Here is a 14,874-nt window from a genome sequence, read left to right as displayed (position 1 = left end):
AAACGCTAAATCGTCAATCCACGAGGCATTTACTTTACCTAGACTGGAAACTTAAGGTTCAAGCCAGCATAATGTGCCCTATTTCTAACAAAGCCTAAACTATGTTTACACCAATCAATATTGCAGCCAAAGGAAGTCGCCCGAAAAAGGGTGCAACACGCCGGACGCCCCCCCCACCAAAACGCAAAACCCCTTGGTGGTTATGGATTATTGTTCCGGTGATTCTAATCGCCTTTATTTATGGTTTAACCAGGTTAAGTCATGTAAAACAAAAGCCCGTTACTCAACCTATCCCAGCCGCCAAGCCAAAGGTCGAAAGCAAAGCGGCACCCAAAGCGGAAGCGAAGAAAGCCGAGCCGAAAAAAGCGGAAGCAAAGCCGGCAGACAAAAAGAAAGAGTCGTTTGATTTTTATAGCATTTTACAAGATAGCGAAGTCAAAACAGAGCACGTTAAGGCTTATCAGTACGAGCCTCGCGGTGAGCAGGATTTCCTCTATATGCTTCAAGCGGCCTCCTTTAGAAACCCTAAAGATGCGGACCGTTTACGGGCCAAGCTGATTCTATCCGGTATTGTCGACACCAGCGTGCGCAAAACCCTTAGCACCAAAGATGGTAAGCCGTGGTATCGTGTTGTCATTGGGCCATTCAATGATCGTTCTGTCATGAACCATATTGAAGATAAATTAGTCGATATGCGCATCGAGTCTTACCCTTACAAAATCAAAAAAGAAAACCAATAATCTTTTCCCATGACTTTCTTCTGGCGACGAACGCTCTTTTCAACATCGCCGCCAGAAGAAATCCTCCTTACAACTAGGGGTGAACTTTCCCTTGCAGACCCACCAACCCCACTAGAATCCCCAAAATAAAGCAAAAGACATTTCAAAAGTTCGCACATAACAAGGAAGACGTTTGTCAGACGCTCTCCTGCTTGAAAATCGTCGAACTGCCCCCACTTTGTTTAGAATCGAAACTGGAGTAGACCCATGACAACGATTTTAACGGTACGCAAAGGTAATCAAGTCGTCGTAGGCGGCGATGGACAAGTGTCTCTAGGCAACACAGTTATGAAAGGCAATGCACGTAAAGTACGCCGCTTATATCGTGGTGAAGTCATTGCTGGATTTGCTGGCGGTACAGCGGACGCCTTCACTTTATTCGAACGCTTCGAAGGGCAACTGGAAAAGCACCAAGGTCACTTGGTACGCGCCGCTGTCGATCTGGCGAAAGACTGGCGCTCCGACAAAGCATTGCGTCGCCTTGAAGCGATGTTGATTGTCGCCAACAAAGACAGCACGTTAATCATTACAGGGACCGGTGATGTTGTTGAGCCACAACACGGCGCCTTAGCCATTGGCTCTGGTGGCAACTTTGCTGAAGCCTCAGCCCGTGCCTTAATCGACAATACCGACCTATCGGCAAAAGAGATTGTTGAGAAAAGTCTAAACATCGCCGCCGATATTTGTGTCTTCACTAACCATAGCTTAACCATTGAAGAAATCATTATCGACCCTAAGCTTGAAGACAACTCAACCAAAAACATTTCCTCAGAAGACACTTCTGACAAAGATAATTAAGAGAGCCAAGATGAGCAGCATGACCCCAAGAGAGACGGTTAACGCGTTAGACAATCATATTATTGGTCAACAAAAAGCCAAGCGTGCGGTGGCCATAGCCCTACGTAACCGCTGGCGTCGCATGCAACTCCCTGAAGACATGCGTGCCGAAATCACCCCAAAAAATATCTTAATGATTGGCCCCACCGGGGTTGGTAAAACCGAGATTGCCCGTCGTTTGGCGAAACTGGCTAACGCCCCTTTTATCAAAATCGAAGCGACTAAATTCACCGAAGTGGGTTATGTGGGCCGTGATGTAGAATCCATCATTCGTGACTTGGTCGAAATGTCGATCAAAATGCTACGCGAGCAAGAAACGGCTAAACTGCGTCATAAAGCCGAAGATGCCGCAGAAGATCGTATTTTAGATGTGCTACTGCCCCCCGCACGAGGTGGTGACCCAGAATTGGAAGATAACAGCACACGCCAAGCTTTCCGTAAAAAATTGCGCGAAGGCAAACTAGACGATAAAGAAATAGAAATCGACGTGGCTGATACACCCATTGGCGTCGAGATCATGACACCTCCTGGCATGGAAGAAATGACCAGCCAGCTACAAAACATGTTCTCAAGCTTAGGCTCCCACAAAACCAAGAGCCGTAAAATGAAACTAAAAGATGCCCTTCGCCAAGTACGTGACGAAGAAGCGTCTAAATTGATTAACGAAGACGAATTAAAAGCCCGTGCGGTGGAAGCCGTTGAACAAAATGGTATCGTCTTCCTAGACGAAATCGATAAAGTGGCAAAAAGCTCCGAGCGCTCTGGTGGTGAAGTCTCCCGAGAAGGGGTACAACGTGACTTACTGCCTCTTGTAGAAGGCTGCACGGTCAGTACCAAATACGGCATGATCAAAACAGATCACATTTTATTTATCGCCTCAGGGGCATTCCATTTAACCAAACCATCGGATTTGATTCCTGAATTACAAGGTCGCCTGCCGATTCGAGTTGAACTGGATGCTCTTACGGTAAATGACTTCGAGCGCATTTTGGTAGAACCCAGTGCCTCACTGACGCAGCAATACATTGCATTAGCGGCTACAGAAAACATTAACATCAACTTCACCAAAGAAGGGATCCATCGCATTGCGGAAATCGCCTTCCAAGTGAATGAGCGGACAGAAAACATCGGTGCTCGCCGTCTACATACCGTATTAGAGCGACTGTTAGAAGAAGTCTCTTACTCGGCCAGTGACATGCCTGATGGTCAAGAAGTGGATATTACCGCCGCTTACGTCGATGAACAGCTGGGCGAGATCATCGAAAACGAAGACCTTAGCCAATACATCCTTTAATCCAACACAAAACAAGAGAAAGCACTCATGGCAACCACACCCACTCCGACAAAAGTTCACTACCATAAGAAGTCTCGTGAATTGGAGCTGGCGTTTGCTGATGGGCAAGTATTCCGCCTCAGTGCGGAGTACTTGCGAGTGCACTCCCCGTCCGCTGAAGTGCGCGGACATGGTTTAACCATCCCCATTTTACAAGTTGGCAAAAAAGACGTCGCTATTAACAATATCGAAGGGGCCGGCAACTATGCCCTAAAAATCACCTTTGATGATGGCCACGACTCCGGCCTCTACTCTTGGGATTACCTCTACAATCTCGGCCAACATTACGATGAACTTTGGCAAATATACCTAGAGCGCCTTGAAAAAGAAGGTCAGACGCGAGAAACTTCCGTGATTCAAATTCATCAAGTTTAACCCGTTGTTTTATCATCACTAGGAATTGTCATGAGCTCGCTTAGTTTGTCTGCCATTAGCGCCATTGAACGCGCCGTCAATCTTGCCCTAAAACAAGATGAACCTTCTCAAGCACGTCTCAGCAAACTGGCTGGCCAGCAAATTTTCCTACATATCGAAGACTTTTCTCTGACACTGCAAGTTCATATTCTTGAACAAGGCGTTATGTTGCATCGTCCAGAAAGCTTAGATGAAATCGACTTGGATCCTCGCCTAGATACCCTAGTTCAAGGGCCAAGCTCAGCCTATCGTAAGCTGCTCGAAGGCGATGGTCTGTTTGATGGTGACTTGCGCATTCAAGGCAACGCACAAGCCTTAATGACACTACACAAAGTCATGGAAAACTTTGAACTGGATTGGGAAGGCTTACTTGCCGATCATATTGGTGATCTGCCTGCCGCCGCCCTAGCTCGTCTGCTTCGCAAGCAATGGTCTTGGGGCAAAGAAACCGCCACCACGCTTCGTCTACAACTGGTTCAATACCTGCAAACCAATAGTCAACTACTGCCTAGCAAAATCGAATTCAACAGCTTCGTCGACGATATGGAACGCCTTGGTACACAGCTCGACCGCACCGAAGCAAAAGTCAGACTATTAGATAAAAAACGCGCTTGATAGAACGCTTACCAGATACAGGTAAACACGTTTTCATGTTCTAAGAGGCTTGGTGAACTTCATCAGGCCTTTTTAATAACCAACATAAAATGAACTCTAAGCGGGCTTCGCTCGGCTTAAATACACACCTGCAATGGTCACAACAAAACCAGTGATTTGTACCCATGTCATATGCTCATTAAATAAGAAGTAGCTTTCGACCGCCGCTAGGGGTGGAACCAATAGCATGACGGTGGTGACTTGTGAGGCTTTCACTTTGCGCAGTAGCCAAACCATTAAGAACACGCCACCACAGGATAAAACAATAATACCCCATGCAATAAGTGCGAAGGTTTCAAGTTGTACTTTAAAGACATGTTCACCTAGCACCAATGCAAAACAGAACGTCACGACGGCGGCGGCCAAATTTTGTATTGCCATTGATGAGAATAAATCGGAAGAAGAAATCGACATTTTCTGGTAAGTCACCCCTAGGGATAAGGATAAAATACCTAAACACGCAAACAATAAGGTGAGAAAAGAAACCCCACCATGGCTCAAATCCAACTCAAAAACCGGACTCAAGACCAACACCAACCCCACCATACCAATCAGCATTCCTATGATGCCTTTTATCGAGGTTTTTTCTTTGATCAGTAAGAAGGCAAGCAGGGTGACTAACGCTGGCTGTAGCGCTCCAATCAGCGCCATAATACCTGCAGGTAAACCTTTCGCGATGGCCACATAGGCGAATGCTAAGTAAAAGCCATTCATCAGCATCCCTGCGATAATGTGCTTAGGTAGTTCATTCCAACTAGGAAAGCGGCGCCTTTGAAATACGGCGATAAGAGTAAAAAGCCCACCCACCCCCAAAAAACGAATAGTGAGGTAAATATTAGGATCAATTAAACCAACTAAAAACTTGCCGGTAATAAAGCCAGTCGACCAAATGAGAACCAAGAGTACATACAAGAGCGCCATATAAAATCCGTTTTAAAGAGAGAGTTCATCAGAAACAAAAGTTTACATAATCGCATTGTAAGTTTTTTATCCCGTCATTGGCTAGCCTCTCTCCCTCAAGATGGCCTATTTTATTTTTTTACCAAGCCGCGATAATTTGCTGACGCGACAGCCCTTGACCAATCAAAAAATGCAGTTTGACAAAAGCCGCTTCGTAAGTCATGTCTAAGCCCGAGATCACGCCCGCCTCGACGAGCGCAGACCCTGCTGCGTAAGCCCCTGCGGCAACACTGCCCGCTCCACATTGACTAACGTTCACAATGGTCACACCACGGTCGGATGCAGTGTTTAGCAAGGCAAGTAATTCAGGGTCTTTATCTGGGGCGTTCCCCGCACCATAACTTAATAAAACAGCCCCCTTCACCTTATCATTCAGCAACCCTTGCCAATGTATTGCTTGTACACCCGGAAAGACAGGAAGAATCGTCACTGCGCTGTCTTGCATCGCTGGAATGTGAATACTCATGGGAGCGTGATGAATGTCTTCAGAACGCCAGCGCCAATCAATGCCTAATACGCCACGTTCTGGGTAATTAGGAGAACTAAAGGCTTGCCAATCCGTAGTGTGGGCTTTGTGTGCTCGATCCCCTTCGATCAATCGACCAGCAAAAAAGAGAAACACGCCTTGTACCCCTTCTTCACATGCTGAAATGGCCCCCATGACATTGATCATGGCGTCTGTTCGCACTTTATACATAGGTACTTGTGATCCGGTCAGGATAATGGCCTTATCACTATTGGCAAACATCAAAGACAAAGCACAGGCGCTATAAGCCATGGTGTCCGTACCATGAAGGACGATAAAGGCATCAAACTCATGCCATTTGCTTTCAATATCATGGGCGATATTTTGCCAATCTTGTGGTGTCGCGTTAGAAGAATCAATCAAGTTCTCATAACGTTGGATCACAAATTCATGAACGAATTCGTCCGATTCATTGAGGTGCTGGCTTAAGTGGTCGGCAAAAGCGGCGTCAGGCACTAAGCCATTATCAGAAGGTACCATGCCAATGGTGCCACCGGTGTAAGCAATATAAATTTTCATATTGGTCTCAAATTATGTGATAGCCAAAGAAACACGAAAAACAAAAAGGCGCGTTTCCCATGAGAAAAGCGCCTTTTAACGAGGTATGAATACAACAATATTCTACTTCATACCGTGACGGACAAACGCCTCGTTAGCGACTACATGCGCTCCAAGGTCTCAATACCCAACAAGTTCAAGCCTTGCTGCAACGTCGAGGCGGTCGCCAATGCCAATTGCAAACGGCTGATTTTCACGTCGTCTTGGGCATTCAAGATTGGGCAAGCTTCATAGAAGGTCATAAAAGTACCTGCCAAGTCGTATAAATACGCACTCAGAAAATGGGGCATCCCATCGTTCACCACTTGCTGAATCGCTTCTTCAAATTGCACCAGCTGCATCGCAAGCGCCCGTTCTTGAGCCTCTTGGATTACGATATCACCTTGTAAATCATCAATCTTCATTTCTGAACGACGTACAATGCTGGCCACACGAGAGTAGGCGTATAACAGGTAAGGGGCGGTATTCCCCTCAAAGCTCAACATACTGTCCCAATTAAACTGGTAGTCGCTGGTGCGGCTTTTCGATAAATCAGCGTATTTGACTGACGCAATGCCCACCACACGACCAATGTTACGCTGCTCGTCTTCTGGCATGTCTGGATTTTTAGACGCCACCAATTTGAAAGCACGCTCTTGCGCTTCTTCTAACAAAGCCGACAATTTTGCCACACCACCAGAGCGCGTTTTGAAGGGTTTGCCATCGCTGCCCATCACGGTACCAAATGGCATGTGTTCAAGACGAGCGTCCTGTGGAGCAAAACCCGCTTTACGAGATAACGTGAAGATCTGCTGGAAATGCAAGGATTGGCGAGCGTCGACGAAATACAAACAACGATCGGCTTTTAATGTATTGTAGCGGTAGCGCACGGCTGCCAAATCGGTCGTTGCATATAAGAAACCACCACCGCTTTTTTGCACAATAATCGGGGTAATTTCACCGTCTTTATTGGCAAACTCTTCCAAGAAGACACACTGTGCCCCATTCGATTCGGTTAATAATCCTTGTGCTTTTAAATCATCGATAACCTGTGGCAAATCATCATTATAAGCACTCTCCGGCATCACATCTTTTCGAGTTAAAGAGACACCCAACATGGTGTAGGTCTCTTCACAGTGATTCAGCGAGATATTGATAAACTCATTCCAAAGCGCCAAGCAGTCTTTATCGCCAGATTGCAACGCCACCACTAATTCACGGGCACGATTCGCAAATTCAGGATCTTCATCAAAGCACAGTTTGGCCGCACGGTAAAAGGTTTCAAGATCGGACAGCGCCATACTGACTTGTTGGTTTTCGGCACGTAATCGCTCCATATACGCCAACAACATACCGAATTGTGTGCCCCAATCGCCCACATGGTTCTGACGAATCACCTTGTGTCCTAAGAATTCCAAGGTGCGAACCACCGCATCCCCAATCACAGTAGAACGCAAATGACCGACGTGCATTTCTTTGGCAAGGTTAGGCGCAGAGTAATCCACTACCACGGTTTCTTTGATGTCGGCCATCGGCACATCTAATCGATCGCTGTGACGCAAACGCATCAACGCTTCACTCAACCAAGTATTTTTTAGAAAAATATTAATAAAACCTGGGCCTGCGATTTCGACTTTGTCGGCAAGATCGTCCAGTTCAAGCTTTTCTAATACTTGCTCCGCTAATTGGCGAGGGTTCATCTTTAACTTTTTCGCCACCCCCATAATGCCATTAGCTTGGTAATCACCAAATTGCGCTTTCGCCGATTGACGAACCAGTGCGGGGGCGTCTTCAGGTGCACCAACTGCCACCATAGCCGCTTGAATACGTTGATTTAACAAAGTTTGAATGTTCACAGGAAACCTTTAATGCTCGACTTAATGCACAACATTTTGTGCCGAATCAGAACCACACAACCCGTGTTTTGCTCTGGCAAAACACGGGTTGTGTGGCATGTTATAAAATTAGCTTAATAATAACCGATTTTTGCCTAGTTAGCGAAAAACAGCTTACAAGCAGGGTTGTCATTCTCATCTTGGTAAGGATAACCCAACTCGTCTAAATAACGGGTCACATCGGTTTCCTCACCGACGGCTTGTAGTCCCACCAACACACGACCATAGGCATCCCCATGGTTTCGATAATGGAACATAGAAATATTCCAATGACCGCCCAGCGTATTGAGGAATTTCAACAACGCACCAGGACGCTCTGGGAACTCAAAACTGTAGATCAATTCGCCCTTATCACTGTGCAGGTGCCCACCAATCATGTGGCGAACATGCACTTTGGTGGTTTCATCGTCGGTCAAATCGATGATTTCATAGCCTTTCAAATCGGCCAATAATTCTTTGCGGCTATGTGGACTGCCACCCAACGCCACCCCCACAAAAATCACCGCTTGGTTATCATCACCGTAGCGGTAATTGAATTCGGTAATATTGCGTCCTACTAGCGCCTGACAGAAATCTTTAAAACTGCCGGGCTTTTCAGGGATCTTAACCGCAATGATGGCTTCACGTTTTTCCCCCAACTCAGCGCGTTCCGACACATGGCGCAAACGGTCAAAGTTCACATTGGCCCCGCTGTTGATCGCAATCAGCGTTTGTCCTTTCGCCCCTTCACGCTCAATATACTTTTTCAAACCAGCAAGCGCACATGCACCGGCCGGCTCGGTGATAGAACGCGTATCATCATAGATGTCTTTGATCGCCGCACACATTTCATCTGTGGTCACAGTTATCACTTCGTCCACCGTATCTTTGGCAATGGCAAAGGTGTTTTTCCCAATTTCAGCCACGGCCACCCCTTCCGCAAAAATCCCCACAGTAGCCAAGCGAGTGGGCTCGCCTTTTTCCAAGGCGATTTTTAGGCAAGCAGCATCTTCTGGCTCAACGCCAATAATTTTGACCTCTGGACGAAGATATTTGATATAAGCAGAAATCCCTGCAATTAAGCCACCACCACCAACGGGCACAAAAATCGCGTCAATATTGCCTTCATGTTGGTGCAAGATCTCCATGCCAATGGTTCCTTGACCCGCGATGGTGTCAAGATCATCGAAGGGGTGCACATAGACTTGACCCGTCTCATCCATAATTTCGCGAGATCTGGCAGACGCTTCATCAAACGCATCACCGAATAACACTACTTCGGCACCATGGTTACGCACCGCTGTGACTTTGACTTCTGGCGTCGTCGCAGGCATGACAATTGTCGCTTGAATACCAAGCTTTTTGGCCGCCAAAGCCAATCCCTGTGCGTGATTACCCGCCGAGGCAGCAATCACGCCACGGGCACGTTCTTCGGGTGTTAACTGACAAATTTTGTTGTATGCCCCACGAATCTTGAAAGAGAAAACTGGCTGCAAATCTTCTCGCTTCAAAATAATCTCATTGCCTAATCGAGTCGATAATTGATTAGCACGAGACAGTGGTGTTTCCACGGCAACGTCATAAACGCGCGCCTGTAGAATCTTTTTGATCATGGTATGAGGCATAGTGTGTCCTAAATGAAAAATAAATCGACAACGCAACATCCTTGGTGACGCCTACGCTGTCGCTGCGAGTCAAAAAACTGAGTAGGAAATATACTCTTTTGGCTCACTTCACGCAAAGGTCGATCTCCCTTTGCGCGTCATCAAAAGCGCATAAAATCGGCAAATACGAGACTAACAATAGGCATCTGAAGCGCTTATAATACGCCCACCATCAGAGGAGGCTTATTTGTCATAATAATGCTCCCAAAATCAGGCGTTCTTTGCACCACCTCACACGTGGCAAGAGCAAAACACGCTTATCTCTATAATAAAAGAAAAGGCGAAACGTCCCATGACGCAAGATGAATTAAAGCAAGCCGTCGCCGAAGCGGCAATCGAGTACATTCTCCCTATGCTAAAGGCCGATACCATTGTCGGCGTCGGCACAGGCTCCACCGCCAATCTGTTTATTGATGAATTGGCCAAGCACAAACATCGTTTTGATGGCACCGTCGCCAGTTCTGAAGCCTCGACGTTGCGTCTAAAAGGCCATGGTATTCCTGTTTACAGCCTCAATGCCGTCAACGAAGTGCGTGTTTACATCGATGGTGCCGATGAGTCAGACCATCATTTAAACCTGATCAAAGGCGGTGGCGCAGCGCTTACCCGTGAAAAAATCGTGGCCGCCTGTAGTGATCTATTCGTCTGCATCGCGGATGAGTCAAAATTAGTGGATGTGTTGGGAGCCTTCCCGCTGCCAATTGAAGTGATTCCAATGGCACGCGGTCATGTGGCTCGAGAACTGGTCAAACTGGGAGGCACGCCTGTTTATCGTGAAAATGTCATTACCGATAACGGCAATCAGATTTTAGATGTCTACAACCTCGACATTCTTGACCCCGTGGCGCTTGAGAAAAGCATCAACAACATCGTAGGCGTGGTGACCAATGGTTTATTTGCCGCCCGCCCGGCTGACGTATTGTTATTAGGTACCAAAGACGGCATCAAAACCCTGGAAAAATAAATCAGACAAAGCCTTAGATTCTCTATCAAAGGCTTTGATCTATTTCAACGAGCTTACCTCGTCTAGAACCAGCGACTCTTACGCATAACCAGAAATTGAGTGGTGCCTAACAGCGCCAACGCACCACAAAAAATCCAAAAAGCGGCGCTATTATTTGTGCCAGGCATACCGCCGATATTGATACCAAATAACCCAGTTAGAAACCCTAAAGGCATAAAAATGCCTGACAATATGGACAGAACATACATCCGAGCATTCATCTTCTCAGATTGCGCATTCACGAACTCTTCTTGCATCAAAATACAGCGTTCACGCAATGAATCTAACGCCTCAACATAACGTGTCAGTTCGTTGGCCGCCTCTTGCACCTGAACCAGCTGATCTCTTGTCATCCATGTCTGGAATTCCACTATCAACTTGTGGATGGCTTCCTTTTGCGGAACAAGAAAGCGCCGTAAACGAATCGACTCCAAACGTCGTTGTACCAACTCACCACGCTGGTCGGCTTCAATGCGCTGACTCATATTTTCTTCTAAATCATCCAGCTCATCTTCAAGACCATCAATCACCGACGCCATGCGGCTAATCAAGGTATGTGTTAACGTCGACACTAAGTCTGCTGTACTCACTGGCCCTTCATTATTCTCCAAGTTCTCGATCACATCTTGAACCGATAGTAAGCGGCGTTTTCGAACCGAAATAATAAAGTGTGGTGTAACCCAGAGGCGCAAAGACACCATATCGGACGGATCAGAACCGGGGTTGAGATTAACACCTCTAAGCGTTAATAAGATCCCCGTCCCCATTTTCACCAAACGTGGCCGAGTTTCATCCGCAAACAAGGCTTCTACCAAGCTATATGGCACATCAGGCAACGAAGCGAACCATTCTTGTGCCATATCATCGCTTCTGTCCACATGTATCCAACGGCTCCCTTCTTGCGGCAGCGTAACCGGAAGATCACTTGCTTCTAATACCTTTGCTCCACCAGAACCATCTAACTCTAGATTATACAAAACAAACTCAGACATAACGTTTCCTTAAACGATTCTTTCACCGTAACCTAGTCGAGATAGCCTAGTCGAAATACTAAGCCATGGACAATTATTTTACCGACAACTCATCACTTGGCTGACACCTCCCTCAGGCAATGGCATAATTTCTACATTCTCTAAAAACAAGGAAAAGCAGACCATGCAAAACCTATCTCAAGTTTTAGCAGCCAGCGCCACCCCTGAGTCGTTACAATCTGTATTGAACGTCACCGTGAACACCTGTGTCGATATTTCCAACGCTCTCAAAAAAGGCTCTCTTGCTGGCATTTTAGGCATGGCTGGCAATGAAAACGTTCAAGGTGAAGAGCAGAAGAAACTGGATGTCATTTCCAACAACATGTTAAAAGACGCCCTGTTAGCCTGTCCCGCAGTGCGCGCCATTGCCTCTGAAGAAGAAGACGACATAGTACCCGCTAATACCAATGGCGAATACCTAATCGCCTTTGACCCACTCGATGGCTCATCTAATATCGACATCAACGCCATGGTCGGTACCATTTTTTCCCTCTACCGCCAAACTGGGGATAACCCTGCGACAGAACAAGACTTTTTGATCCAAGGCAAAGAACAAGTGGCCGCTGGCTATGTCCTCTATGGCCCATCCAGCATGCTGGTACTAACGACTGGGAAGGGCGTCAATATGTTTACCCTCGACCCTGATACTCATACCTTTTTACTCACCAGAGAAAACGTACAAGTCGCCCAAGACACCCAAGAATTTGCTATCAACATGTCCAACCAACGCTTCTGGGCAGACAGCATGCAAAACTACGTGAACGATCTTGTCGCTGGAAAAAATGGCAGTAGAAACAAAGACTTCAATATGCGCTGGGTAGCCGCTATGGTCGGCGATGTACACCGCATCTTATGCCGTGGTGGTATCTTTATCTACCCATGGGACAACAAAGACCCAAGCAAACCTGGCAAACTACGCCTAATGTACGAAGCCAACCCAATGGCCATGCTGCTAGAGCAAGCTGGTGGTAAAGCCCACACCCATACACAGCGGATTCTAGACATCCAACCAGAAGCCATTCACCAGCGCGTCGCTGTCATCTTAGGCGCTGCAAACGAAGTGGATAAGTGCCTAAGTTATTAACAGATCAGAAATAATGGATGCTTTTAGGCTCACTGTGGATGGGTTTATTTAGATTGGAAAAGACGCCGAGGAGCGTCTTTTTTATTAAGGATAGAAAATCAACATCAGATAAAACTAAGCCTACTTCACCTCAGCCATTTGAACGACTCAGCTAAAAATTGGTCGGCATTCTCCCTAACAATCTCACCATGAGACATGACCAATATTTTTGGACACCAATCGAATAACCGCTTGAAGTGTTTACGAGCATCAGACTTACCAAATATAAAGCTTAAACGCCAATCTAAAGGAGTTTTCCCATTAGGGGCAAGAATACCAACACATTTAGCAATCCCCCTTTGCCAATAAGTAAAGTCCTTACCTGAAAAGTTTTCGACCAAATCAGTGACAATTAACGTGCCTGAGCCTGTGTGGTAAAACACACACTCCTCCATTAAAGGAGACCCAGAAAACAACTCTTGCTCAATATCCGATCCCCAAGCCCAATCTTGAATAGTATTAAGAGAGCCATGGAAGGAAATATCACGACGTTTTTTGATCACCTCGTTTGTACCATAGACTTCAGCATTTGGATAAAACGCGATCCATTCAGGTAAGAAGAGGTGATGTAGATGATTAGGGGCAATCAAGTATTTAACGCGACCTAAACCGTCGAGTTGCGCTTTGATTGAGTCCGATAATTTAATAGGGCTATGAACCCAAAGCTCACCGCTCGTTAATCGAACCACTGTCATCCGAGTGGAAAATGGCAGCCCTAAGAATTGAACAGAGTCACCATTAAATATCCATATGCCATCTGCTAACTTTTCCATACTCCTCCGATCCTATCTGCATAATAACTCACCATGAGAACTCGCCTCAGACTTTACCGATTAGCGTAAAGCCAGCGCCATGACATATCAAGTGGGAGGGTACCATAGGATCAGCTGGTTCAACGCGACTGATGGTTTAAACGTTTCTTGATACGTAAAAAAGCCCCGACCATTTCTGATCAGGACTTTCTCAAATTAAATCTTGATAACGACCTCACGGATCTAACGCTATGTGTTATCCTGCTTCGCAGCGCCTCCGGCGTCTTTGGCTGGTTCCTTCGGAACATAACCAATCACATGACTGTCTAATTCAGCCTAGCCCACACTACCATCTGCGATGGCGAGCGCCTACGGCGAAAAAAGAGTCACTTCTGAGTTCCGAGATGGAACCCTTGATCTAACGCTCTATCTTTGAAAAGATTAACTCAGATCAATCGTCACCATGCTATTGGATTCGCGCCGACGCGTTGAGCCTGCGAAACAGGCGCAAGCGAATACGATAGCAAGGTGCGTCTAATTTTTAGGGAGGTTGACTCCCCTTTTTTATTTTTTAGATTTTCTGTAGACGAAAAAAAGCCCCAACAGCATAAGCTATCAGGGCTTCCTATTTAAAATCTTGATACGACCTACTTTCACATGCTTGTCTGTTATAGAGAGCCCAACACGACCATCGGCGATGGTTGAGATGCCCCATAACGAAAAAACCCCACCCTGCTTAGCAGGATAGGGTTTCTCTTAATTAAATCTTGATAACGACCTACTCTCACATGGGATCTCCCACACTACCATCGGCGATGGCACTTTTCACTTCTGAGTTCGGGATGGGATCAGGTGGTTCAATGCCTCTATGATCATCAAGAAAACTGGTTTGTTTTACTAGCAACTGTCTAATAAAACCAAATTCTTAACTGCCTAATAACTCATTAGGACTTCTTAACTTAAAGCTTGATAACGACCTACTCTCACATGACTTTCTAATTCAACCAAGCCCACACTACCATCGGTGATGGCGAGCGCTGCGGCGAATTTGAGAGTCACTTCTGAGAACGTCTGTGGCGTTTATCAGGTGGTTCAATGCATCTATGATCATCAAGAAAACTGGTTTGTTTTATTAGCAACTGTCTAATAAAACCAAATTCTTAACTGCCTAATTATTGATTAGGACTTCTTAATTTAAAGCTTGACGGCGACCTACTCTCACATGGGATCTCCCACACTACCATCGGCGATGGCGCTTTTCACTTCTGAGTTCGGGATGGGATCAGGTGGTTCAACGCCTCTATGACCGTCAAGCAAACAGGTGTGCGCAATGCGCAAATTCGTTCACTTGTCTCTGTTAACAATTCTTTTTTGAAATAGCGATAAC

The 14,874-nt window shown here is 46.2% G+C and carries 13 protein-coding genes and 2 rRNA genes; 7 read left to right on the top strand and 8 right to left on the bottom strand.

Annotation, left to right across the window (positions count from 1 at the left end):
• Nucleotides 1-101: 101 nt before the first annotated feature.
• From JHD45_RS09290 to JHD45_RS09270, 5 genes are all read left to right on the top strand, one after another.
• A complete protein-coding gene (locus JHD45_RS09290; RefSeq protein ID WP_199476240.1) occupies nucleotides 102-740 on the top strand; it encodes an SPOR domain-containing protein in 639 nt (212 codons plus the stop codon).
• A 246-nt stretch (nucleotides 741-986) separates the two neighbouring features.
• On the top strand, nucleotides 987-1,577 hold the full coding sequence (gene hslV, locus JHD45_RS09285; protein ID WP_199476239.1) for an ATP-dependent protease subunit HslV: 591 nt from the start codon (nucleotides 987-989) through the stop codon (nucleotides 1,575-1,577).
• Between the two features lie 10 nt (nucleotides 1,578-1,587).
• Nucleotides 1,588-2,910, top strand: a complete 1,323-nt coding sequence (gene hslU, locus JHD45_RS09280; RefSeq protein WP_199476238.1) for an ATP-dependent protease ATPase subunit HslU — start codon at nucleotides 1,588-1,590, stop codon at nucleotides 2,908-2,910.
• Between the two features lie 27 nt (nucleotides 2,911-2,937).
• On the top strand, nucleotides 2,938-3,324 hold the full coding sequence (locus JHD45_RS09275) for a gamma-butyrobetaine hydroxylase-like domain-containing protein (RefSeq protein WP_199476237.1): 387 nt from the start codon (nucleotides 2,938-2,940) through the stop codon (nucleotides 3,322-3,324).
• Nucleotides 3,325-3,354: 30 nt separating this feature from the next.
• Entirely contained in the window at nucleotides 3,355-3,978 is a 624-nt protein-coding gene (locus tag JHD45_RS09270) for a ubiquinone biosynthesis accessory factor UbiJ (protein WP_199476236.1), read from the top strand.
• A 96-nt stretch (nucleotides 3,979-4,074) separates the two neighbouring features.
• On the opposite strand, the gene JHD45_RS09265 is transcribed toward JHD45_RS09270, so the two are convergent.
• The 4 genes from JHD45_RS09265 to ilvA all read right to left on the bottom strand — a co-directional run bounded on the left by JHD45_RS09265 (nucleotide 4,075) and on the right by ilvA (nucleotide 9,539).
• The gene (locus tag JHD45_RS09265; RefSeq protein WP_199476235.1) at nucleotides 4,075-4,938 is read right to left on the bottom strand and encodes a DMT family transporter; all 864 of its coding nucleotides are present in this window, start codon (nucleotides 4,936-4,938) and stop codon (nucleotides 4,075-4,077) included.
• 118 nt (nucleotides 4,939-5,056) lie between these two features.
• On the bottom strand, nucleotides 5,057-6,022 hold the full coding sequence (locus tag JHD45_RS09260; RefSeq protein WP_199476234.1) for an asparaginase: 966 nt from the start codon (nucleotides 6,020-6,022) through the stop codon (nucleotides 5,057-5,059).
• Between the two features lie 140 nt (nucleotides 6,023-6,162).
• A complete protein-coding gene (gene argS / locus JHD45_RS09255; RefSeq protein ID WP_199476233.1) occupies nucleotides 6,163-7,896 on the bottom strand; it encodes an arginine--tRNA ligase in 1,734 nt (577 codons plus the stop codon).
• Nucleotides 7,897-8,030: 134 nt separating this feature from the next.
• The gene (gene ilvA, locus JHD45_RS09250) at nucleotides 8,031-9,539 is read right to left on the bottom strand and encodes a threonine ammonia-lyase, biosynthetic (RefSeq protein WP_199476232.1); all 1,509 of its coding nucleotides are present in this window, start codon (nucleotides 9,537-9,539) and stop codon (nucleotides 8,031-8,033) included.
• 331 nt (nucleotides 9,540-9,870) lie between these two features.
• Between ilvA and rpiA the strand changes: the two genes are divergently transcribed.
• Nucleotides 9,871-10,542, top strand: a complete 672-nt coding sequence (gene rpiA / locus JHD45_RS09245) for a ribose-5-phosphate isomerase RpiA (RefSeq protein WP_199476231.1) — start codon at nucleotides 9,871-9,873, stop codon at nucleotides 10,540-10,542.
• Nucleotides 10,543-10,604: 62 nt separating this feature from the next.
• Here the strand turns inward: rpiA and JHD45_RS09240 are convergent, their stop codons facing one another.
• Complete coding sequence (locus tag JHD45_RS09240) at nucleotides 10,605-11,573, bottom strand: zinc transporter ZntB (RefSeq protein ID WP_199476230.1); 969 nt, start codon at nucleotides 11,571-11,573, stop codon at nucleotides 10,605-10,607.
• A gap of 163 nt (nucleotides 11,574-11,736) precedes the next feature.
• Between JHD45_RS09240 and JHD45_RS09235 the strand changes: the two genes are divergently transcribed.
• Nucleotides 11,737-12,696, top strand: a complete 960-nt coding sequence (locus tag JHD45_RS09235) for a class 1 fructose-bisphosphatase (protein WP_199476229.1) — start codon at nucleotides 11,737-11,739, stop codon at nucleotides 12,694-12,696.
• A 125-nt stretch (nucleotides 12,697-12,821) separates the two neighbouring features.
• Here the strand turns inward: JHD45_RS09235 and JHD45_RS09230 are convergent, their stop codons facing one another.
• From JHD45_RS09230 to rrf (JHD45_RS09220), 3 genes are all read right to left on the bottom strand, one after another.
• Nucleotides 12,822-13,508: a DUF4336 domain-containing protein gene (locus JHD45_RS09230; protein WP_199476228.1), complete on the bottom strand. Its 687-nt coding sequence runs from the start codon at nucleotides 13,506-13,508 to the stop codon at nucleotides 12,822-12,824.
• A gap of 744 nt (nucleotides 13,509-14,252) precedes the next feature.
• Nucleotides 14,253-14,367: ribosomal RNA gene (rrf, locus tag JHD45_RS09225) — 5S ribosomal RNA — on the bottom strand.
• A 319-nt stretch (nucleotides 14,368-14,686) separates the two neighbouring features.
• Nucleotides 14,687-14,801 (bottom strand): 5S ribosomal RNA (gene rrf, locus JHD45_RS09220).
• Between the last annotated feature and the right edge of the window lie 73 nt (nucleotides 14,802-14,874).

Source organism: Marinomonas spartinae, assembly GCF_016461715.1.
Taxonomy (GTDB): domain Bacteria; phylum Pseudomonadota; class Gammaproteobacteria; order Pseudomonadales; family Marinomonadaceae; genus Marinomonas; species Marinomonas spartinae_A.
The sequence above is the reverse complement of the archived record's forward strand: the minus strand, read 5'-3'. Positions and strand labels throughout refer to the sequence as shown.

Bases quoted from the DNA above. Each gene is read 5' to 3' on its own strand.
- JHD45_RS09290 (WP_199476240.1), top strand. From the start codon at position 102: ATGTTTACACCAATCAATATTGCAGCCAAAGGAAGTCGCCCGAAAAAG.
- hslV (WP_199476239.1), top strand. From the start codon at position 987: ATGACAACGATTTTAACGGTACGCAAAGGTAATCAAGTCGTCGTAGGC.
- hslU (WP_199476238.1), top strand. From the start codon at position 1,588: ATGAGCAGCATGACCCCAAGAGAGACGGTTAACGCGTTAGACAATCAT.
- JHD45_RS09275 (WP_199476237.1), top strand. From the start codon at position 2,938: ATGGCAACCACACCCACTCCGACAAAAGTTCACTACCATAAGAAGTCT.
- JHD45_RS09270 (WP_199476236.1), top strand. From the start codon at position 3,355: ATGAGCTCGCTTAGTTTGTCTGCCATTAGCGCCATTGAACGCGCCGTC.
- JHD45_RS09265 (WP_199476235.1), bottom strand. From the start codon at position 4,938: ATGGCGCTCTTGTATGTACTCTTGGTTCTCATTTGGTCGACTGGCTTT.
- JHD45_RS09260 (WP_199476234.1), bottom strand. From the start codon at position 6,022: ATGAAAATTTATATTGCTTACACCGGTGGCACCATTGGCATGGTACCT.
- ilvA (WP_199476232.1), bottom strand. From the start codon at position 9,539: ATGCCTCATACCATGATCAAAAAGATTCTACAGGCGCGCGTTTATGAC.
- rpiA (WP_199476231.1), top strand. From the start codon at position 9,871: ATGACGCAAGATGAATTAAAGCAAGCCGTCGCCGAAGCGGCAATCGAG.
- JHD45_RS09240 (WP_199476230.1), bottom strand. From the start codon at position 11,573: ATGTCTGAGTTTGTTTTGTATAATCTAGAGTTAGATGGTTCTGGTGGA.
- JHD45_RS09235 (WP_199476229.1), top strand. From the start codon at position 11,737: ATGCAAAACCTATCTCAAGTTTTAGCAGCCAGCGCCACCCCTGAGTCG.
- JHD45_RS09230 (WP_199476228.1), bottom strand. From the start codon at position 13,508: ATGGAAAAGTTAGCAGATGGCATATGGATATTTAATGGTGACTCTGTT.